Origin of the sequence: Mesorhizobium sp. M7A.F.Ce.TU.012.03.2.1, from assembly GCF_004006095.1 — a bacterium.
Taxonomy (GTDB): Bacteria; Pseudomonadota; Alphaproteobacteria; order Rhizobiales; family Rhizobiaceae; genus Mesorhizobium.
Genome location: NZ_CP034779.1, coordinates 2,848,349 through 2,868,689, shown reverse-complemented (window position 1 = coordinate 2,868,689; position 20,341 = coordinate 2,848,349). Strand labels below are relative to the sequence as shown.

Annotated in this window: 21 protein-coding genes; 9 read left to right on the top strand and 12 right to left on the bottom strand. The window is 63.0% G+C overall.

Features of this window, described 5'->3' with window-relative positions:
• Window positions 1-4: 4 nt before the first annotated feature.
• The 9 genes from EJ079_RS13840 to EJ079_RS13800 all read right to left on the bottom strand — a co-directional run bounded on the left by EJ079_RS13840 (window position 5) and on the right by EJ079_RS13800 (window position 8,121).
• Entirely contained in the window at window positions 5-853 is an 849-nt protein-coding gene (locus EJ079_RS13840) for an IS3 family transposase (RefSeq protein WP_127809258.1), read from the bottom strand.
• Window positions 802-1,152, bottom strand: coding sequence for a transposase (locus EJ079_RS13835; RefSeq protein WP_127809257.1), 351 nt, complete (start codon window positions 1,150-1,152; stop codon window positions 802-804). Before EJ079_RS13835 ends, EJ079_RS13840 begins: the two co-directional genes overlap by 52 nt.
• A gap of 149 nt (window positions 1,153-1,301) precedes the next feature.
• Window positions 1,302-2,387: an ABC transporter ATP-binding protein gene (locus tag EJ079_RS13830; protein ID WP_127268316.1), complete on the bottom strand. Its 1,086-nt coding sequence runs from the start codon at window positions 2,385-2,387 to the stop codon at window positions 1,302-1,304.
• Window positions 2,388-2,493: 106 nt separating this feature from the next.
• Window positions 2,494-3,597 (bottom strand): ABC transporter ATP-binding protein, encoded by a 1,104-nt coding sequence (locus EJ079_RS13825; protein ID WP_127809256.1) that lies wholly within the window; start codon window positions 3,595-3,597, stop codon window positions 2,494-2,496.
• On the bottom strand, window positions 3,594-3,815 hold the full coding sequence (locus tag EJ079_RS13820) for a hypothetical protein (protein ID WP_127268335.1): 222 nt from the start codon (window positions 3,813-3,815) through the stop codon (window positions 3,594-3,596). Before EJ079_RS13820 ends, EJ079_RS13825 begins: the two co-directional genes overlap by 4 nt.
• Window positions 3,812-4,771, bottom strand: a complete 960-nt coding sequence (locus EJ079_RS13815; RefSeq protein ID WP_127268334.1) for a carbohydrate ABC transporter permease — start codon at window positions 4,769-4,771, stop codon at window positions 3,812-3,814. Before EJ079_RS13815 ends, EJ079_RS13820 begins: the two co-directional genes overlap by 4 nt.
• A gap of 1 nt (window position 4,772) precedes the next feature.
• Window positions 4,773-5,678 (bottom strand): sugar ABC transporter permease, encoded by a 906-nt coding sequence (locus tag EJ079_RS13810; protein ID WP_023812446.1) that lies wholly within the window; start codon window positions 5,676-5,678, stop codon window positions 4,773-4,775.
• Window positions 5,679-5,748: 70 nt separating this feature from the next.
• Window positions 5,749-7,065, bottom strand: a complete 1,317-nt coding sequence (locus EJ079_RS13805) for an extracellular solute-binding protein (protein WP_023812445.1) — start codon at window positions 7,063-7,065, stop codon at window positions 5,749-5,751.
• A 360-nt stretch (window positions 7,066-7,425) separates the two neighbouring features.
• Window positions 7,426-8,121, bottom strand: a complete 696-nt coding sequence (locus tag EJ079_RS13800; protein WP_127809255.1) for a TetR/AcrR family transcriptional regulator — start codon at window positions 8,119-8,121, stop codon at window positions 7,426-7,428.
• 112 nt (window positions 8,122-8,233) lie between these two features.
• Here EJ079_RS13800 and EJ079_RS13795 point away from each other — a divergent pair, with 112 nt between their 5' ends.
• Genes EJ079_RS13795 through EJ079_RS13785 form a run of 3 tightly spaced genes read left to right on the top strand, consistent with a single transcriptional unit; the run spans window position 8,234 to window position 10,729 of the window.
• Window positions 8,234-9,430 (top strand): Tm-1-like ATP-binding domain-containing protein, encoded by a 1,197-nt coding sequence (locus EJ079_RS13795; protein ID WP_127809254.1) that lies wholly within the window; start codon window positions 8,234-8,236, stop codon window positions 9,428-9,430.
• 13 nt (window positions 9,431-9,443) lie between these two features.
• On the top strand, window positions 9,444-10,307 hold the full coding sequence (locus EJ079_RS13790) for a phosphoenolpyruvate hydrolase family protein (RefSeq protein ID WP_127809253.1): 864 nt from the start codon (window positions 9,444-9,446) through the stop codon (window positions 10,305-10,307).
• 5 nt (window positions 10,308-10,312) lie between these two features.
• Window positions 10,313-10,729 (top strand): cupin domain-containing protein, encoded by a 417-nt coding sequence (locus EJ079_RS13785; RefSeq protein WP_127809252.1) that lies wholly within the window; start codon window positions 10,313-10,315, stop codon window positions 10,727-10,729.
• Between the two features lie 194 nt (window positions 10,730-10,923).
• Here the strand turns inward: EJ079_RS13785 and EJ079_RS13775 are convergent, their stop codons facing one another.
• A complete protein-coding gene (locus EJ079_RS13775) occupies window positions 10,924-12,114 on the bottom strand; it encodes a Xaa-Pro peptidase family protein (RefSeq protein WP_127809251.1) in 1,191 nt (396 codons plus the stop codon).
• Window positions 12,115-12,484: 370 nt separating this feature from the next.
• Here EJ079_RS13775 and EJ079_RS13770 point away from each other — a divergent pair, with 370 nt between their 5' ends.
• The 5 genes from EJ079_RS13770 to EJ079_RS13750 all read left to right on the top strand — a co-directional run bounded on the left by EJ079_RS13770 (window position 12,485) and on the right by EJ079_RS13750 (window position 17,965).
• The gene (locus EJ079_RS13770) at window positions 12,485-14,095 is read left to right on the top strand and encodes an ABC transporter substrate-binding protein (protein ID WP_127809250.1); all 1,611 of its coding nucleotides are present in this window, start codon (window positions 12,485-12,487) and stop codon (window positions 14,093-14,095) included.
• Window positions 14,096-14,344: 249 nt separating this feature from the next.
• Entirely contained in the window at window positions 14,345-15,331 is a 987-nt protein-coding gene (locus EJ079_RS13765) for an ABC transporter permease (protein ID WP_127809249.1), read from the top strand.
• Window positions 15,328-16,158, top strand: a complete 831-nt coding sequence (locus EJ079_RS13760; protein WP_127809248.1) for an ABC transporter permease — start codon at window positions 15,328-15,330, stop codon at window positions 16,156-16,158. The genes EJ079_RS13765 and EJ079_RS13760 overlap by 4 nt, the downstream gene beginning before the upstream one ends.
• Window positions 16,155-17,168 (top strand): ABC transporter ATP-binding protein, encoded by a 1,014-nt coding sequence (locus EJ079_RS13755; RefSeq protein WP_164873787.1) that lies wholly within the window; start codon window positions 16,155-16,157, stop codon window positions 17,166-17,168. Before EJ079_RS13760 ends, EJ079_RS13755 begins: the two co-directional genes overlap by 4 nt.
• On the top strand, window positions 17,165-17,965 hold the full coding sequence (locus EJ079_RS13750) for an ATP-binding cassette domain-containing protein (RefSeq protein ID WP_127809247.1): 801 nt from the start codon (window positions 17,165-17,167) through the stop codon (window positions 17,963-17,965). The genes EJ079_RS13755 and EJ079_RS13750 overlap by 4 nt, the downstream gene beginning before the upstream one ends.
• A 25-nt stretch (window positions 17,966-17,990) precedes the next feature.
• On the opposite strand, the gene EJ079_RS13745 is transcribed toward EJ079_RS13750, so the two are convergent.
• Together EJ079_RS13745 and EJ079_RS13740 are read right to left on the bottom strand one after the other, a co-directional pair.
• Window positions 17,991-18,602 carry an NAD(P)-dependent oxidoreductase gene (locus tag EJ079_RS13745; protein WP_127809246.1) on the bottom strand — a complete coding sequence of 204 codons (612 nt, stop codon included), beginning with the start codon at window positions 18,600-18,602 and terminating at the stop codon, window positions 17,991-17,993.
• Window positions 18,603-18,642: 40 nt separating this feature from the next.
• Entirely contained in the window at window positions 18,643-19,281 is a 639-nt protein-coding gene (locus tag EJ079_RS13740; protein WP_127397363.1) for a DsbA family protein, read from the bottom strand.
• A 131-nt stretch (window positions 19,282-19,412) separates the two neighbouring features.
• On the opposite strand from EJ079_RS13740, the gene EJ079_RS13735 reads away from it, so the two are divergent.
• The gene (locus EJ079_RS13735; protein WP_127809245.1) at window positions 19,413-20,330 is read left to right on the top strand and encodes a LysR family transcriptional regulator; all 918 of its coding nucleotides are present in this window, start codon (window positions 19,413-19,415) and stop codon (window positions 20,328-20,330) included.
• Window positions 20,331-20,341 lie beyond the last annotated feature (11 nt).

Genomic DNA, 20,341 nt, shown 5'->3' with positions numbered 1-20,341 from the left:
CTGATCAGGCTGCGGTTTTGCCCGTCTGCCGGATATGTTGATCCTCGAACTGTTGCGGGCTGAGATATCCCAGCGCCGAATGGAGCCTGCGTTTGTTGTAGACCTGGTCGATGAAGTGGGGAAGGTGCTCGGCAACCTCCTCGAAGGTTTCAAGCGCCATCGGATAGACCGCCTCGAGCTTCAGGGTCTTCATGAAGCTCTCCGCTTTGGCATTGTCATAAGGATTGCCCTTGCGGCCCATCGAGCCCGCCAGACCGTGGCCGGCGAGAAGCTGCCGGTAAGTCTCGGCGGCATATTGGGAGCCGCCATCGGAATGGTGAACGCAGCCTGGCGGAGGCTTTCTGCGCTCGATTGCGGCGCGCAAGGCGGCGCCCGTCAGGCGAGCATCGATGGCGCGGCTGATGGCGTAGCCGACGATCATGCGCGACCAAACATCGAGAATGATGGCGACGTAGACGAAGCGGACCGGTAGCGCGACATAGGTGATGTCGCCGACCCAGAGTTGGTTCGGACCGGTCGGGACGATGTCCTTTGCCAGATTGGGGAAGATCGGACTGTTGTGATTGCTGTCGGTCGTGGCGACGAACCGGCGTCTGACCTTCGGTTGCAGGTCGTGATCGCGCATCAGGCGGCGGATCTTCTTGTGGTTCACCACAAAGCCTTGCTGGCGCAAGGCCGCGCTCACGCGGCGATAGCCATAAAACTCGAATTCGTCGCAGATCGCGAACATCGTCTCAACGATAGCGGTGTCATCGGCCGGCCATTGCGGACGGTCATAAAAGGTCGAACGCGCCAGATCCATCAGCCGGCATCCTTCGGCGACGGAGAGGCCGGGGGGCCGATGATGGCGGATGTAGTCCCGCTTTTCGGCCGCGGAGCGCTTTTCAGAGCCCCCTTTAGAAACTCCAGCTCCAGAGCCTGCTTGCCGACCAGCCGCTCAAGCGCGGCGATCCGCGCCTCATATTCCGTGATCAGAGTGGCCGAAGCCGTATCTTCATCGAAGCCGCCTGCCTCATACTTGCCAATCCAGACACCGATCAGGGTGCGGGTGATGTCATGCCGTTTCGCCAAACTGTGCAGCGTCTCGCCCGACAGATATTCCTGCACGACCTGACGCTTGAACGTGATGCTGTAGCTACGATGTCTTGCCATGGTTCTCTCTCCGAAAACCCGACAGCCATGGTCAATTCCTCAGGACGATCTGTCCACCCCCAGGGGCGCACTCCAATTTTGGGAGAACGACATGCACAAAAACAAAGACCTAAAGCGCGTCGCATGAATCCGTTTCAGCGCGACGCGCTTTATGAGGCGTGTCGCAAGCTGACGCCGCTGCCCTTGTCGAACAGCACCACCTTGTCGGGGTTCCAGGCAAAGCGCACCGCCTGCTCGATGGCGACGTCGGTCCTGGCCGGCACGGTGGCACGCAGTGTCGCGTCGCCGACGCGCAGCGTCAGGATCTTTTCGACGCCGTGGTTCTCGACGTCGTGAACATGCGCCTCGACCGGCGCGCCGCTCTCGAGATAGACGTCCTCGGGACGAATGCCGAAGACGAGCGGGCGACCGTCGGTCGCCCCGCCCGCTTTGGCTCCCCCCGAAAAAGGCAGTTCGAAGTTCAACGGAGCCATCACCGCGCGGCCGTTCACAAGCTTGCCGTCGATGAGGTTCATCGGCGGCGAGCCGACGAAGCTCGCCACATAGGTATCGCGCGGATTGTTGTAGATCTCGTGCGGCGTGCCGGTCTGAACGATGCGGCCATGGTTGAGCACGCCGACCTTGTCGCCCATCGACATCGCCTCGATCTGGTCGTGGGTGACGAACAGGAAGGTGGCGCCGAGCTGCATCTGCAGGTTCTTCAGTTCAGTCCGCAGCGCCTCGCGCAGCTTGGCGTCGAGCGCAGACAGCGGCTCGTCCATCAGGAACACACGCGGCTTGCGCACGATGGCGCGGCCGATCGAGACGCGCTGCATCTCGCCGCCGGACAGCCGATCCGTCTTGCGGTCGAGCAGGTGCTCGATCCGCAGCGTACGGGCGGCACGGTCGACGCGATCCTTGATCTCGGCGTCGGGCAGCCGGCGAATTTTTGGCTTCAGCGGGAATTCGAGATTTTCGCGCACCGTGTAGCGCGGATAGAGCGAGTATTGCTGCAGCACCAGCGCCACGTCACGCTCGGCCGCACCCCAGTCGGCGACGTCGACGCCGTCGATGAAGACCTGGCCTTCGCTCGGCTTTTCCAGGCCGGCGATAAGCCGCAGCGTCGTCGTCTTGCCGGCGCCCGTCTCGCCCAGCAGCACGAAGAACTCGCCATCGGCAATATCGAGATCGAGCCCGGTGAGCGCAGTGTGGTTGCCGAAAGTCTTCGAGATGTTCTTGAGCTGGATATGGGCCATGTCTATCGTCCCGATCTCTTTTTCGAGGGCGTCTGCCCTCCGCTATAGCTCCGGGCGTTCGATTGTTCGAAGGGCCAAGTCATTGGCCTTTCGTGTCCTTCGGCCATCACAATCTCACTCCCAGCGACTTGCCGCTTGCCGTGTCGAAGAAATGCGCTTGGGCCGGATCGATCCTGGCGAACACCTTCTGGCCGGGACCGGCGACGAAGCCGCTCTTGGTGCGTGCGCGCAGCATCTTTGAGCCGACCTTGAGATCGACAATGTCGAAGGAGCCAAGCGGCTCGACGATCTGCGTCTCGACCGGCAAAAACCCCTCCGTCGCCTCGCGGCGGATGAGAACGCCTTCCGGCCGGATGCCGAGCGCGAGCTGGCCGCCTGCATGGCCGTTGAGCTTCGACAGCAGCGCCCGCGGGAACTCGAAGCCGGCGGGAGCCCCGCCGACCGTCACCGAGACCGAGGACGCCGTGTCGGCGACTGCCGCATCGGCGACGTTCATCACCGGACTGCCGACGAATTGCGCCACGAACAGATTGGCCGGGTGCGAATAGACCTCGTCGGGCGAGCCGACCTGCTGCAGCACGCCTTCATGCATGATGACGATGCGGTCGGCGAGGCTCATCGCCTCGATCTGGTCGTGCGTCACATAGATGGTCGTCGACCCTTGCTTGATGTGCAGCCGCTTGATCTCGGCCCGCATCTCCTCGCGCAGCTTGGCGTCGAGCGCGCCGATCGGCTCGTCCATCAGCATGGCCTTCGGCCGCCGCACCAGCGCCCGGCCAATGGCGACGCGCTGCATGTCGCCACCCGAGAGCGCCGATGGCTTCTTATCCAGCAGATCGGTGATCTGCAGCGTCTTGGCGACGGAGCGAACCTCGCTGTCGATCTCCGTCTTGCTCTTGCGCGTGGCGCGCAAGGGGAAGGCGATGTTCTCGTAGACGCTCATATGCGGATAGAGCGAGAACGACTGGAAGACCATGGCAATGTCGCGGTCGGCGGCCTTTAGATGCTGGATCGGTTTGCCGTCGATGAGGATGTCGCCCTCGTCGATCGTTTCCAGCCCGGCGATGGCCCGCAGCGTCGTCGTCTTGCCGCAGCCCGACTGGCCGAGCAGAACGATGAACTCGTTGTCGGCGATCTTGAGGTTCAGGTCCTTGATGACCTGGACGGCGCCGAAGAATTTCTGGACGCCGCGAAGCTCGATCTGGGTCAATGCTGTGCTCCCGGATTGCGCACCTGGCCGGTGCCGGCCTTTTCCTCAGGCGCGATCTTGGAGGTTACGTTGAAGCCGACCAGCCCGATCAGGATGATGGTCAGGCCATATGTGTGCAACAACAGGTTCCAGGGCTGGCAGAGTGCTATGATGCCGAGCACCATCAGCACCTGCGAACCGGGCTCCAGATATTTCTGGTTGATGGCACGAAAGCTCATTTGCGAATCGCTCCGAAGGACATGCCGCGCAGCAGATGGTTGCGGAGCAGGAACGTGAAGATCGCGACCGGCAGCAGGAACAGAAAGGTTCCGGCGGCGATCACCGTCCAGTCCGGCAGGCCCGAGCCGACCTGGCTCGGGATGAAGGGCGGTGCGGTCTGGGCGCGGCGGTTGGTCATGATCAGTGCGAAGGCATATTCGTTCCACGCGGTGATGAAGCAGAACACCGCGGTGGCGGCGATGCCGGTGGCCGCCTCGGGCAGCACGATCTTGAAGAAGGCCTCCATGCGCGTGTAACCGTCGACCAGGGCCGCCTCTTCATACTCTTTCGGTATCTCATCCATAAAACCCTTCATCAGCCACACCGAGAAGGACAGGTTGAAGGCGGTGTAGAGGATGATCAGGCCCACATGCGTGTCGTTGAGGCCGACCGCCCGGTACATCAGGAACATCGGGATCGCCACCACCACCGGCGGGAGCATGCGTGTCGACAGGATGAAGAAGAGCAGGTCAGCCTCCCCCTTCACCTTGAAGCGCGAAAAGCCATAGGCGGTGAAGGTGCCCATGCCGACCGCCAGCACCGTGGAGGTGATGGCGATGATCAGCGAGTTCATGAAGCGGCTCGGATAGCCGGACCATTGCACCTGGCCCTTGCCGTCGCGCACGATCTTTTCACCGCCGTCGAAGACGACGCGCTCCCACCAGGGCGCTGCCGCATACTCTTCCGGCGTCGGCGCGCTGCGCAGTTGCGAGCGCTTGGTGAACAGTTTGACGAAGGGCGATATCTCCGGCTGGAACACCACCGTCGGCGGGATGGTCGTGGCAAGATTGCGCGGCTTGAACGCCGTCGAGGCGATCCAGTAGATCGGCGCCAGGAAGATGATCGTCACCAAAAGGACGACGACGATGGCGACGCGATTGAAGCCGATTTCGGAAGAAGTGCGGACGGCGGCCATCTCAGCGCTCCTTCACCTTGTTGAGGTATTTGACGTAGATGTTGGTGATAGCCAGCACCATGATCAGCACGATGTAGGCAAGCGCGCAGGAGCGCCCGGTCTGCCATTCCTGGAACGCCATCTTGTAGAGTCGGATCGAGATCACCTCGGTGGTTGGCTGGCTGGTCAGGATGTAGGCGAGATCGAAGGTCTTGAACGCCTCCATGGTGCGGAAGATGATCGCGATCATCAGAATCGGCGCGACCAGCGGCAGCGTAATGCGAAAGAAGGTATAGAACGAGCCGGCGCGGTCGATCGCCGCCGCCTCGTAGAGGTGCTTCGGCACTGCCGACAGGCCGGCAAGCGACAGCAGCATGACGAAGGGCGACCACATCCAGATGTCGGTGATGGCAACCGCGTAGAGCGCCATGTCAGGGTTGGACAGCCACTCGAAATTGCCGAGGCCGAGTGCATAGTTGATGACACCCCATGACGGATCATAGAGCAGTTTCCAGAACAGACCGACGACGGCCATCGACAGCATCATCGGCAACAGCAGCAGTGTCGTCAGCAGGCCCTTCAGCGGGATATCGCGGTTGAGCAGCAACGCCACGCCAAAGCCGACGATGACCTGACCGACCACGGAGACGATGACATATTTGGCGGTGATGGCGAAATTCGACCAGATGAACGGGTCGTTGAGCAGTTCGCGATAATTCTGCAGTCCGACGAAATTGGCCGCCGCCGGGCTCGACGCGCGAAAGTCGGTGAACGAATAGCCGAGCGAATAGAGCAGTGGAAAGATGTTGAAGACGATCAGGAAAACGATCGTCGGAATGATGAAGAGATTTCGGATCGTGAGGTCGCTCATGCCGCGGGTGGCGGAGCGCGAGTTGGGATCCAGCGTGGTCATGACTGCAGTGGCCAAAGCCAGTTCCTTCCTTGAGAAAAGAAAACGGAAGGGGTGGGCTCCCACCCCTTCCGAGCGTTAGTACCGCTTACTTCACGCGGTTGTACTTCTTGAACGTCGCGTTCCAGTCCGCGGCGAGCGAATCGAGCACTTCCTTGGCCGTGCCCTGATTGCCGGTGATGTACGGATAGACGCGTTGGTTCATCGCGATGAGCAGCTCGGCGTACTCCGGCGTCGCCCAGAAGTCCTTCACCTTGAACATGGTTTCGTAGAAGGCCTTGTTGTAAGGCGTGGCGTTCTGGAATTCAGGCGACTCGAGCACCTTGGCACTTGCCGTGTAACCGCCGAGTTCCGCCCACTTCTTCTGCGTCTCGTCTTTGATGAACCATTCCAGGAACTTCATCGCCTCTTCCTTGTTGTTGGAATAGGAGATGACGGAGATGCCCTGGCCGCCGAGCGCGGCGAACTGGTCGCCGTTCGGGCCGGCAGGGTTGGCGAAGAAGCCTGTGTTCTTGGCATTCGGGTTCGAGGCTTCGTTGATGAGCGCCGGGAAGAAGGCGAAGTAGTTCATACTCATCGCAGCCAGATTCTCGGTGATCGCCTGGTTGTCCTCGATGAAGAAGCTCTTGGCCCAACCAGGAGGTGTGAAGGAATAGAGTTCCTTGTAGACCTCGAGCGCCTTGACGTTCTGATCGGAGTTGATGATCCCGTCGACCTTGTAAGTGGCATAGTCGCCAAGTTCGCCGCCGTAGGAGAAGATGGCGTTCTCGACGCCCATAACCAGGGCATCATATGAATTGTCGGTGTAGATGGCGACGCCGTAGCGCTTCTGGTCGGGACGGTGGAAGAATTCGGCAATGTCGCGCAGCGCCTTGAAATCCTTCGGCACGCCGAGATCGTAGCCATACTTGGCCTTGAACGCTTCCATTTCCTTGGGGTCCTCGAACCAGTCCTTACGGTAGGACCAGCCGACTGCGTCACCCTCGGCCGGGATCGACCAGTACTTGCCGGAGGCCGACGGATATTCTGCGTAGTACTTGACAGTCGCCGGCGCCATCACCTCCTTCAAATTATGCTTGTTGAAGAAGTCGGTAAGGTCGACATAGTGGCCCGCCTCGGATGCGGCACCGATCCACTGCGAGTCGCCGACCACCATGTCGTAGGCGCTGCCCTTGGCGTTGAACTCGGTGAATGCCTTGGTCTGGAAGTCGGACCAAGGTGTGGTTTCGACCGTGACCTTCACGCCGGTCTCGGCCTCGTAAAGATTGACGAGTTCCTGCAAATAGTTCGCCGGATCCCATTCCGCCCAGAATATGGTGAGTTCTTTGTCCTGCGCGTAAACGGACGTTCCGCAGGCAAGCGTTAAGCCGATACCAGCAAGTGCGCTGGTCACTAACTTGCGCATAATGATTTCCTCCCTTGTGCGCGTTCTACCTTATCGTGCGAGCCGGCAACGGGGCCGGCCCTGGTAGTTCCTCCCGTGATCGCACCTTCCCGGTTTCGAGCCTCCTCGCCCCTGCCGGAAAATGGATCGCAGCCCTCACTTTCGATCCGCTTTTCTGATCCAATCTGGTATTACCAATTTTGCATGCACGTCAAGCCCTTTCTTGACAGCTTGACGTGGTCATTGCCATCGGATTCCGGCTTTATCTGCCTGTTTTACCAAGATTTTCCTACTCAGTGATATGATTGGGTATTGTCCGACACCCCACTCAACGGCTAAGATCAGTAGCGTGCATGCCAATCTGGTCGAACCAGATAGGCTCTATTTCATGACTGCCTTCGGATCGGGGCTGCCTCCTTCATCGATCGATTCCGCGACTGCCGCACGCACCAGCGCCCCGGCTGCCCACTGTGCGACCGCCCTCGTCCGGCGGCTGTCCAGTCCCCAGATATCCTTGAGCACAATCAGCACCTCGACGCCGAAGATCAGCGACAGCGCCTGCGCCAGCCGCTTGAAGTCGCGCGGCGGCAAACGGCCCTCGAGCGGCGCGATCGCATCTTTCAGCAAGTCGATGCGGTGGCCGCGCGTAAAGGCGGGCTCGCCGCCCAGCGTGCCGGCCTGACGCCGCGCCCATTGATCGAGCGACAGCTTCAGTGCTGCCTTGAACGTGGCCTCGAAGGCCTCGATGCGCGGCATGGCCGTATCGAACAGCTCCGCGACCCGGCGCTCGGCATCGGCGGAGGTCGATTGCCAGGTGAGGATTGGCCCCAGCCCCTCGTCGACGACGGCCTGCACCAGTGCCGACTGGCTCGGGAAGTAACGATAGGCGGTGGCACGGGAAACCTCGGCCGCCTCGGCGACCTCGCTGACCGAGGGCGTGACGCCCGCCTGCATCAGCCTTGTTGCCGTCTCCAGCATCAGCCGTTTGGTCCGCGCGCGCGGACCACGTTCGGGCACCGGGCCGGTTGCCCGTTCAGCGTCGTCGCTCGCAGCGGATTGTTGACGTGAGACATTCATGCCAATACGATACGCGCGTCTCAAAAATTTGCAATGGTGTCCGCATCGTCGAGTGGCCCGGGCAATGAGCAATGGGGGCGGCATCGCGCCTGCCAGGATCGGGGGAGCGCAAATGAAGCGTATTTATGTGGTGGGTACCGCGGACACGAAGGGCGAGGAGCTCGCCTTCCTGGCCGATGCGATCACTGCTGCGGGCGCCATCGTTTGCCGTGTCGATGTCGGAACGCGCGACGCAACCATCCCCGTCGATATCGGCGCTATGGAAATCGCCGACCATCATCCCGGCGGCCGTGACGCCGTGCTCGGCGGCAATGACCGTGGCGCCGCGGTCGCCGCGATGGGCATCGCCTTCGCCCGCTTTGCCCCATCGCGCAACGACGTCGCAGCCATGATCGGCATCGGCGGCGGTGGCGGCACATCGATCATCACGTCGGGCATGCGCGCCCTGCCGCTCGGCTTGCCCAAGATCATGGTCTCGACGCTCGCCTCCGGCGATACCGCACCCTATGTCGATGTCTCCGACATCATCATGATGCCGGCGGTGACCGACATGGCCGGACTGAACCGGCTCTCCCGTGTCGTGCTGCACAATGCCGCCCAGGCGATCGTAGGCATGACAACCAAGCCGGCGCCGCCACCCGACGGCAAACCATCGATCGGCCTCACCATGTTCGGCGTCACAACGCCTTGCGTGACCGCCATCGCCGACCAGCTCCGTTCCAGATATGACTGCATGGTCTTCCACGCCACCGGCACCGGCGGCCGCAGCATGGAAAAGCTGGCCGACAGCGGCTTGCTGTCCGGTATCGTCGACATCACCACGACCGAAGTCTCCGACCTCCTGTTCGGCGGTGTGCTGCCGGCAACGGAAGATCGGTTCGGCGCCATCGCCCGCACTAGGCTGCCCTATGTCGGTTCCGTCGGCGCGCTCGACATGGTGAATTTCTGGGCGCCTTCGACCATTCCGGAGCCCTATCGCGATCGGCTGTTCTACGAACACAATCCCAATGTCACGCTGATGCGCACCACGGCGGACGAATGCCGCGCGATCGGCGAGTGGATCGGCACCAGGCTCGCCCGCTGCGGAGGGCCGGTGCATTTTCTCATTCCGGAAAAAGGCGTCTCGGCGCTCGACATCGAAGGCGGCGCCTTCTTCGACCCGGAAGCCGACGCCGTTCTGTTCGAAGCCATCGAGCGCACCATCCAGCCCAACGGCAAGCGCCGCGTGACGCGCCTGCCGCTGCATATCAACGACCCGGAATTCGCAAAGGCTGCAACATCGGCCTTCCTCGACATCGCCAGACAGTGAGAGATCTCAAAAAATGCCCGCCATACCGCGCAAGGACATATTGAAGAAATTCAGGGGAATGATCGACAAGGGCGTGCCGATCGTCGGCGGCGGCGCCGGCACCGGCCTGTCGGCGAAAGCCGAGGAGGCCGGCGGCATCGACCTCATCATCATCTACAATTCCGGCCGCTACCGCATGGCCGGGCGCGGCTCGGCCGCTGGCCTGCTCGCCTATGGCAATGCCAACGAGATCGTCAAGGAGATGGCCTACGAGGTGCTGCCGGTGGTCAGACACACGCCTGTGCTGGCCGGCGTCAACGGCACCGACCCGTTCGTCATCATGCCGCTGCTTCTGGCAGAGCTGAAGACGATGGGCTTTTCCGGCGTGCAGAATTTTCCCACCATTGGCCTGTTCGACGGCAGCATGCGGCAAAGCTTCGAGGAAACCGGCATGGGCTTCGGCCTCGAGGTCGACATGATCGCCGAGGCGCACAAGCTCGACCTCTTGACCACGCCCTATGTCTTCAACCCCGACGAGGCCCGCGCCATGACCAAGGCCGGCGCCGACATCATCGTCGCCCATATGGGCGTGACGACCGGCGGCTCGATCGGCGCCACCTCAGCCAAGTCGCTCGACGACTGCATCGTCGAGATCGACGCCATCGCCAATGCCGCGCGCTCGGTGCGCAAGGATGTCATCCTGCTTTGCCATGGCGGGCCGATCTCGATGCCGGACGACGCCCGTTACATCCTCTCCCATGCCAAGGGTCTGCACGGCTTCTATGGCGCTAGCTCGATGGAACGGCTGCCGGCGGAAGCCGCGATCGCCAAACAGACGGCCGATTTCAAGGCGGTGACACTTGGTGGCCAGAAGACCACGAAGAAAAAGAAGGGATGAGAGAGATGACCGACAAGAGCAAAATGTTTGTCTATCCGAAGGACGTCAGCGCCTTCGGCTTCGACTGGGGAAAATTGGCGCTGACGGTGGCGCCCGAAGTGAATGGCGCAACCCGGTTTTCCGGCGGCGTCGTCGACCTGCCGTCCGGCAAGGGTCACACGCGCCACAACCATCCGGGCGCGGAAGAAATCATCTTCGTCATCTCCGGTCATGGCGAGCAGATGGTCGAGGACGAGAAAGGCAATCCGGTGGTCGAAAAAGTCGGCCCCGGCTGCACCATCTATGTGCCGGAAAGCCGCTTTCATTCGACGCTCAACACCGGTGACGGGCCGATGCAGCTTTTCGTCGTCTATTCGCCGGCCGGCCCTGAACTGGTTTTGCGCGAGCTGCCGGATTTCAGGCTGATCCCGCGGGGGCAGTGATGAACTTGTTCTAGGGTAGCGCTGCCCCTCATTGTCCTGCCGGACATTTCTCCCCGTATAGTGACGGGGAGAAAGACGCAGTCATCGGCGCTTTCGCCTTTTTCAAATAGGTGCCGAGGGCGCGGCTGCCCTCTTCTCCCCGTCACTATACGGGGAGAAGGTGCCGGCAGGCGGGGGCAGCGCCCGCCTTCGTCCTAAAGAGTACCACCCCTGTTCCAGCCCCGACCCCGGTCGCCGAACATCGCATAACCAGCATCCGTCACCGCCAGCGTGTCCTCCAGCTTGATGAAGCCCCGCGTCGGGTGGAGCATGGTTGTCTCCACCGACAGCACCATGTTCTTCTCCAGCGGCTTGGCCGCATAGGTGCCTTCATAGGTCACCGGGTGGTTGGTCATTAGGAACGGCGCCTCGTGCGTGATCAACCCCATGCCATGGGCGAAGAAATCCGTGTAGGGTGCGACCTTCGAAGCCTTCAGCACGCCCTCGGCATGGGAAATCATGTCGCCGCCCAGCGTGCCCGCTTTGACTTTTGAGAAGGCCGCCTGCTGCACCGTCTCGACCTCGGCCAGCAGATCTTCCAGTTCGGCATCTGGTTCGCCGAGAATGCCCATCCGGCAGAGGTCGCCGATATAGCCGTGATAGTTGCCGCCGGAATCGATTGACAGCACCTCGCCTTGCTTCCACGCATGCGGCGAGGCGGCGCGGTTGTGGCTGGAGCCCAGGGTCAGCAGGCAATATTCGAAATGGATGCCGCGATTGGTTTCCTCCCGCCGCAGCTGTTCGATGATCTCGCCCTTGGTCGTGCCTTCGCGCGCCCAGGCGATGGTCGCCAGCATGGAATCGGTGATCAGTTCGGAGGCCCTACTCAGCTTCTCCAGTTCGGCATCGGTCTTGATGGCACGCATGCGCTCCAGCATATCGGTCGCATCGATCAGCCTGGCATCCGGCAATGCGTTGCGGATCAGCGTATAGGCGTCCGACGGCAGGAAGCCGGGCTCGATGCCGATGCGCGCGCCCGCCTTGCCGATCTTCTGCAGATGCTCGACCGCAAGGTTGGCGGCGTCGAGCGTGCCCCAGCAGGCGGCGTGCAGCGTCGGCGTCCAGAACGGGTTGTTCTGATGCTCGCCGCCCTCCATGCGGTTGCCGATATAGGCTGCATGGTCCGGCCCGCCCTTTTCGTACACCACGATCGGCAGGTATCGGCTGTGGCCGATCGCATCCATGGCGGCGAAGAAGATGAACTTGTAGCCGCCCAGCAGGTATTGCGTGTTGTGCTTGGAGGTGGCGAGCAGCACATCGATGCCGGCCTCCTCCATCAGCCGGTCGACCCTTGCCTGGTCGAACGGGATATTGCCGACCGCATTCTTGCCCGGAGCAATGTTCATCTCTCTCTCCCTGAATTGCCGGATCGCCGCTGTTCCGCTCCCGATCCCTTGGCAGCGGTCAAATCTGCACCATTTTGCCCGTTCTGGTCCAGCCAGAAACAGATGAAATGTCGCCTCTCTATGTCTCCGTCCCGTCATACGTCGCATATTCAACCAATCTGGTCCTACCAGAATGATCAAATTGAGCCACGCCCTCCAAACTGGTCCAGCGGACGAAAATTTCAAAGCCAAGCGAGGATGCGCCAATTCCGTCTCTGGCGAAACCCTCGGCAAGGCTCATAATCGCCGCCGCAAGGATGCCGGTGGGCTTGCCGGCGTCCGAGGGGTATTGGCGCACCCGACCGGGTCGCGGAGAGGACGGAGTTCGATCATGTCAGGTTTCACGATTTCCAGACGCACGATGCTTGCCGGCTCGGCAATGCTGCTGGCCTCCACCGCAATGCCGGCACCGGGCTGGGCGCAGACGCCAAAGAAGGGCGGGCGGCTGGTGCTTGCCGCCGATTCCGAACCGCGCAACCTCAACCCGGCGATCGTCGCCTCCAACGGCGTCTTCTTCATTTCCAGCAAGATCGTCGAAACGCTGGCCGAAGCCTCCTTCGACGGCAAGGACGGTCTCGCGCCACGGCTGGCGCTGAGCTGGGAGGGTGCCGCCGACGGGCTCTCGGTAACGTTCAAACTGCGCGACGGCGTCAAATGGCATGACGGCAAGCCGTTCACCTCGGCCGACGTCGCCTTCTCGGCGCTGCAGATCTGGAAGCCGCTGCAGAATCTCGGCCGCACCGTATTCAAGGATCTGGCCAGCGTCGACATCCCCGACGATCTCACCGCCGTGTTCAAATTCGCCAAGCCGACGCCGTTCCAGCTGATCCGCAACGCGCTGCCGGCGCTGAGCAGTGTGGTGCCGAAGCACATCTATGAGGTCGGCAAGATCGAGGACAACCCGGCCAACAACGCGCCCATCGGCACCGGACCGTTCAAATTCGGCGAGTACAAGGCCGGCCAATATTACCGGCTGACCAAAAACGCCGACTACTGGGGCAAGGACGAGCCCTATCTCGACGAGATCATCTATCAGGTGCTGCCGGATCGCACGTCAGCGGCGAGCGCGCTGGAGGCCGAAGAGATCCAACTGGCGGCCTTTTCCGCCGTGCCGCTGGCCGACCTCGACCGCATCTCCAAGGTGCCGGGCCTGAAGGTGATCTCCAAAGGTTACGAAGGGCTGACCTATCAGCTCGTCGTCGAGATCAACCATCGCCGCAAGGAGCTGGCAGACGTGAAGGTCCGCCAGGCGATCGCGCATGCCATCGACAAGGATTTCGTCGTCAAGACGGTGTTCCTCGGCTATGCCGCGACAGCCACCGGCCCGGTGCCGAAGAACGATCCGCAATTCTACACCGCCGACGTGCCGACCTATGCCTTCGACGTCGCCAAGGCCAACGCGCTGCTTGACGAGGCTGGCTACAAGAAAGGCGCCGACGGCAACCGCTTTTCGCTCAAGCTGCTGCCTGCGCCCTATTTCAACGAGACCAAGCAGTTCGGCGACTATCTGCGCCAGGCGCTCGCCGCCATCGGCATCGATGCTCAGCTGGTCAACAACGACTCGGCCGCGCACATCAAGGCGGTCTACACCGACCACGCCTTCGACCTCGCAGTCGGCCCGCCGGTGTTCCGCGGCGATCCGGCGATCTCGACCACCATTCTGGTGCAGAGCGGCATTCCGGACGGCGTGCCGTTCTCCAACCAGGGCGGCTACAAGAACGACGCGCTCGATGCGCTCATCTCCAAGGCGTCGGAGACGCTCGATACATCAGCCCGCACCGACCTCTACAAGGAATTCCAGAAGGAGGTGGCCACCGACCTGCCGCTGATCAACGTCGCCGAATGGAGTTTTATCAGCGTCGCGCGCGACACTGTCGGCAACATCGCCAACAACCCGCGCTGGGCGGTGTCGAACTGGGCGGACACGTATTTGGAATCGTGACAGAATTGGGCGGATGAAAGTTCGCGAAATCAGCGTAGGCGTTGAGCCCTACGAGGCCCCCCTCCCCCTCAAGGGGGGAGATTGGCTGGCCGCACCGTCGGCTGATTTTCCTGCAGCGTCGAACATTGGCGAAACCATAAATGACTTCCGATCTCCCCCCTTGAGGGGGAGATGTCCGGCAGGACAGAGGGGGGCGCTCAGGCGCGACATCTCTCTTGGGCGACTCAGTGCCAAGCCTCCGACGCCCGCATGACCCGCGCCCTCACGCTCATCCGCCGTCGCCTTATCGGCAGTGTCTTCGTGCTGCTGATCGTCGTCGTCGGCACGTTCCTTTTGCTCGAGGCCGCCCCCGGCGACGCGGTCGACGCCTATATCGTCTCGACCGGTGGCGACGCCGGCATGATCGAGCTGTTGCGACATCGCTGGGGTCTCGACCAGTCGGAGCTGACGCGGCTCGCCAACTATCTCTGGGCGCTGTTGCATCTCGATCTCGGGCAGTCGGTGACCTTCTCCAGGCCGATCCGCGACGTGATCCTCGAACGCCTGCCCAACACGCTGCTGTTGATGGTCAGCGCCACCGCGCTCTCCTTCGGGCTCGGCTCGGCACTCGGCATCTATGCCGGCGCGCGTCCGGGCAGTTTTCGCGACCGCTTCCTGTCGATCGGCTCGCTCGCGCTCTATGCCGTGCCGGGTTTCTGGCTCGGACTGGTGCTGATCGTCGTCTTTGCCGTCGACCTCCGCTGGCTGCCGATCGGCGGCATCGAAACCCTGGCCTCTGACAAGACCGGCCTTGATCGCGCAGCCGACATTGCCATCCATCTCGCCCTGCCCGTTTCCGCCCTCGGATTCATCTACCTGGCGCTCTATCTGCGCATGATGCGCGCCGGCATGGCCGAGGTCTGGCGGCAGGATTTCGTCCTGGCCGCACGCGCCAAAGGATTGTCACGCCGCCGCATCGTGCTCGCCCACGTCGCCCGCAACGCATTGCTGCCGCTGGTCACCATGCTCGGCCTGCAATCGGCGCAGATGCTCGGCGGCAGCGTCGTTATCGAGAGCGTGTTTTCCGTGCCCGGCCTCGGCCGCCTGGCGCAGGAGGCGGTCGCCTCCCGCGATACGCCGCTTCTGCTCGGCATTATCCTCACCAGCGCCGTCCTGGTCATCGTCATCAATTTGCTCGTCGACATCGCCTACGCCTTGCTCGATCCGCGCGTAGGCGCCAGCGAGGCCGGCGCATGAGCCCGCTCCGCCGCTTTCTGCGCACGCCCGAGGCGGTCGCCGGCGCCATGCTCCTGGCGGCGCTGATCGCTATGGCGCTGTCGGCGTCGCTGCTGTTCCCCGGCGACCCGCAGGCCATCGCCGGCCCGGCGCTGCTGCCGCCGTTCCAGGACTGGTCGCTGCCGCTCGGCACCGACCGGCTTGGCCGCGACGTACTGGCCGAGCTTTTCCACGGCGCCCGCACATCGCTGGCTGTCGGGCTCGCGGCTGCGGCCGCCGCACTTGTCGTCGGCGCCGTGGTCGGCACATTGGCCGGCTTTGCCGGCGGCCTCGTCGACGAGGTGCTGATGCGCATCACCGACGCCTTCCAGACCGTGCCGAGCTTCCTGCTGGCACTGGCCTTCGTCAGCGTCGTCGGACCGTCGCTCGGCGTCGTCGTGATTGCCATCGCGCTCGGCACCTGGACCGGACCAGCCCGGGTCGCCCGCGCGGAAGTCCTCTCCATTCGCGAACGCGATTATGTCGCCGGAGCCAGGGTCATCGGCATGCACCCGCTGGCGATCGCCTTTCGCGAGGTGCTGCCCAATGCCCTGCCGCCGGTGCTGGCGATGTCGTCGGTGATCGTCGCCGCCGCGATCCTCACCGAAGCGGCGTTGTCGTTCCTCGGCCTCGGTGACCCCAACCGGGTCACCTGGGGCGGAATGATCGCCGAAGGCCGCGCTGTCCTGCGTACCGCGCCCTTCCTGTCGATTGTCCCGGGCATAGCGCTGGTGCTGACCGTGCTCGGCGTCTATCTCGCCGGCGAAGGCATTGTCGAGACGACAGCGGTCAGGAGAGGCCTGTCGTGACCACGCTCGCTTCGATCCGCGACCTGACGGTGACCTATCGGCGTGACGGCAATGAGGTCGCAGCGCTGAGGGGTGTAAGCCTCGACGTCACCAATGGCGAACGCCTCGCCATCATCGGCGAAAGCGGTTCGGGCAAAAGCACACTGGCGCTGGCGATTGCCGGGCTGCTGCCTGCGTCCGCCAAGGTTGATGGGCGGATCGATTGGTTCTTACATCCGCCGTTGGGCGCCAAGGCGCCCCCCTCTGTCCTGCCGGACATCTCCCCCTCAAGGGGGGAGATTGGCAGTTTCGCTGTCGGCTCATCTCCTGCAACGTTGGTGATTGGCGAAGGCGGAAATAAGGGCGTAATCTCCCCCCTTGAGGGGGAGATGTCCGGCAGGACAGAGGGGGGCCTCGTAAGGCGCGAAGTCCGAAAGTCTTCCCTCAAACAGAGCTACATCCCCCGCCTCGGCCGCGACATCGGCTTCGTCTTCCAGGACCCCTCCGCCAGCCTCGATCCTGTCATGACCATCGGCAAGCAAATCGCCGAAGTAGCGCGCACGCATCTCGGCCTCACCTGGTCCCAGTCCTATGCCAGGGCCAAAAGCCTGCTGGAGCGCGTCCGCCTGCCGGACCCGGACTCAGCCTTGCGCGCCTTCCCGCATCAGCTTTCCGGCGGCCAGAAGCAGCGTGTGGCGATCGCCGCAGCCATTGCGGCCGGTCCGAAATTGCTGATCGCCGACGAAGCGACCAGCGCGCTCGATACCATCGTGCAGGCCGAGATCGTCGCCTTGATCCGACGCCTGGTGACCGAGGACGGCATGACGCTGCTGTTCATCAGCCACGACATCGCGCTGGCGGCCGAGCTTGCCGAGCGTGTCGCTGTTTTCCGTCATGGCCAGTTGGTCGAGCTTGGCATGACGGCGCAGATTGTCGGCGCCCCGGCCCAGCCCTATACGCGCGCACTGCTTGATGCCCATATCGGCCTCGACACCAGGCCATTGCTGAACCGAGCAAGGCTCCACGCATGAGCCTGCTGGCGGTGTCCAACCTGACCAAGCGCTACCGTCGCGGCAACAAGACCATCGCTGCCGTCGACGATGTCTCCTTTCACATCGACCCCGGCGAAACGCTGGCGTTAGCCGGACCTTCCGGCAGCGGCAAGTCGACGATCGCGCGGTTGGTGCTGCGATTGATCGAGCCGGACGCCGGGCGCATCGAATTCGAAAGCGACGATTTCCTGGCCCTGCGCAGCACAGCACTGCGAGCACGCCGCGCACGCCTGCAAATGGTGTTCCAGGATCCATTGGCCGCCTTCAATCCGCGCGCCACGGTGGCGCGTGTGCTCGACGATCCCCTACGCATCCATGGCATCGCCTCCCGCGCCGAGCGCCCGCGCCGCATCGCCGCCTTGCTGGAGCGCGTCGGGCTGACGGCGAACCTCGCCCCGCGTGCCATCCATGAGATCTCCGGCGGACAGCGGCAGCGCGTCGCCATTGCCCGCGCCATCGCCACGAAGCCGTCGCTGATCGTGCTCGACGAGGCGGTGTCGGCGCTCGACGTCTCCGTGCGCGGGGAGATCCTCGAGCTTTTGATCGACCTGCAACGCCAGGAAAAGATCGCCTATCTCTTCATTTCACATGATCTCGGCGTCATCAGGTCGGTCGCCCACCGCGTCATCCTTCTCGATGCCGGCCGGATTGCCGAAAGTGGCGATGCCCAAACCGTCATCGACGCACCGCAATCGGCCATCGGCAAGGCGCTGATGGCGGCAGCACCGAGATTGAACCGGACCCTGATGCGGCTGGCGTCGGCCGGCCTCGATTGAGACCCGGCCGCCGCCACCCGTTCGCTCAATAGCCGACGGTGAAGCGCTGCCTGATATGGGCTGGCTTCTCGATCTCGTCGACCATGACGATCGCGTAGTCCTCGAAGGAAATGCTGCTGCCCTTGTCGGAGGCGAGAAGTGTGTCCTTGCCGAGGCGGAATTTGCCGGTGCGCTCGCCAGGCACGAACATGGCGGATGGCGACAGGAACGTCCAATCGAGGTCGTCGACCGTCTTCAATCTGTCCAGGAAGTCGGCGCCTTTCTGCGCTTCGGCCTTGTAGATGTCAGGGAAGTCGGGGCTATCGACCAGCCGCTTGCCCGGTGCGACTTCGAGACTGCCGGCGCCGCCGACGACGAGATAGCGCTTCACGCCGGAGGCGCGCACCGCCTCGATCAGCGTATCGGCATCGCTGTCCAGGAAATGCACGGAGCTGATCACCGCGTCATGGCCGCGGATCAGGTCGGCGAGACCTTGTCTGTCGAAGACATCGCCCTTCTTCGCCGTCACGCCCGGAAGCGCGGCGATCTTTTCCGGGTTGCGCGCAATGCCGGTGACGGTGTGGCCGCGATCGGAGAGTTCCCTGAGAAGGCGTGAACCGACGGCGCCCGATGCACCAATGAGAGCGACTTTTGCCATGTCTGTTTCCTTATTTCTTGTTGGGGTCTGGAGGATGGGATCACGCCGCCGCGATATGGGCGACGAGATTGTCGAAGCTGCCGAACAGCGCGTTCGAACCGATGAGCCGGGGCGCATCATTGCGGATGACCGAGAGCGAAGGTACGCCATCGGCATGCAGGCGCTGGAACAGCGCACGGCCACGGCCAACCAGATCGCGGTGAGCCGTCAGCAATGTTTCAGTCGGCGCCTTGAGCATTTCGGCGGCGTCCGCCATGCCGGCGGCGGCGAGCACCTCGGCCACACCGCCGATCGTCACGACATCGCGTCCTTCTACATAGCGCGCATGCTGGATCGTCTTCAGCGCCGCAAGCCGGCGGCTGGGATCTTCCAGGCCAGCGGCACTGATGCCGAGTGTGGCGGCATGTGAGTCGAGCAGGGTCCCACGGACATTGAGGACATTGTGCCGATAGGCCGGCGTGAAGGATTGTCCGGTCAGGCGCTCGATGCGCTGGTCGTTCGCCCAGGCATGCGCCGCAAAGCCTTCATCCATCGGACGCGCGCCGGCGCCGGAAAACAGGCCGGTCGGCAGCAGTTCGACGTTCAGGCCGGCGGCCGACAACCGGTCGAGCATCGGAGTGGCGCCATAGCACCAGCCGCAGAGCGGATCGAAAAGATAGGTCACTTCTGAATTGCTCATAGTCGCTGCCATTCCTGCCCGGCCACCGGACTCGTCGAGGCCGTCGCTCATATGTGGCAGACGGCAGCCTTGCGATAAATGGCGCCCAATTATACAAACTGTCTGATCTGATCATACAAAGGGCAGCCAGCTTGGCCGAACTTCTGAACCTCAATCGACTCGCCTACTTCACCACGGTCATGGAAACCGGCTCTTTCACTGCCGCGGCCGACCGGCTTGGCGTCGCCAAGGCCGTGGTCAGCCATCAGATCGGCAAGCTCGAAGAGGAGCTGGGCGCAACGCTGCTGCAACGCACGACCCGGCGTGTCACGCCGACCGAAGAGGGCCGCCTCTTCTATGACCGCGCGATGATCATCCTGCGCGAAGCGGAGGCGGCCTATGGCGAAATCTCGCGCGGAGCCGTCGAACCGAGCGGAACGCTGAGGCTGACGGCGCCACTCGACTACGGCACCAAGATCGTGGCTCCGGTCATGGCCGCCTATCTCAGAACCTACCCGCATATGCGCGTCGAGGCGATCTTCGACGACGCCGTCAGCAATCTGGTGGACGAGCAGATCGATCTCGGCATCCGCGTCGGCTGGCTCACCGATTCCTCGAACCAGGCGCGGCGCCTGGGGACGATCCGGCAGATCGTGGTGGCGAGCCCTGGCTTCGCGGCGAGCCTGCCGCCCGACGTGACGCCGCGCCAGGCAAGATCGCTGGCCTGGGTCGGCAACACCCAGTTGCGCGGCATCGGCCAATGGCTGTTTTCCAGGGATGGCGAGACGGTGCTGACCGAGCTCAATCCGGTGATCATGTGCGACAAGAGCCCCGCCGCCCTGGCTTGCGTGCTCGCCGGCATCGGGCTCGGCGTCTTTCCGGACTACAGTGTCAGCGACGATATCGCCGAAGGACGGCTGGTGCCGGTGTTTGCCGACTGGAGCCTGCCGTCAGGCGGCATCCACGCGGTCTTTCCGCCGGCCCGGTTCCGGCCCGCCAAGGTGCGCACCTTCGTCGATCTGCTCGCGGCGGCCGAGAGACGGCGATCGCGCGGTGTTGCCGCGGCTTGAAGCCGATGGCG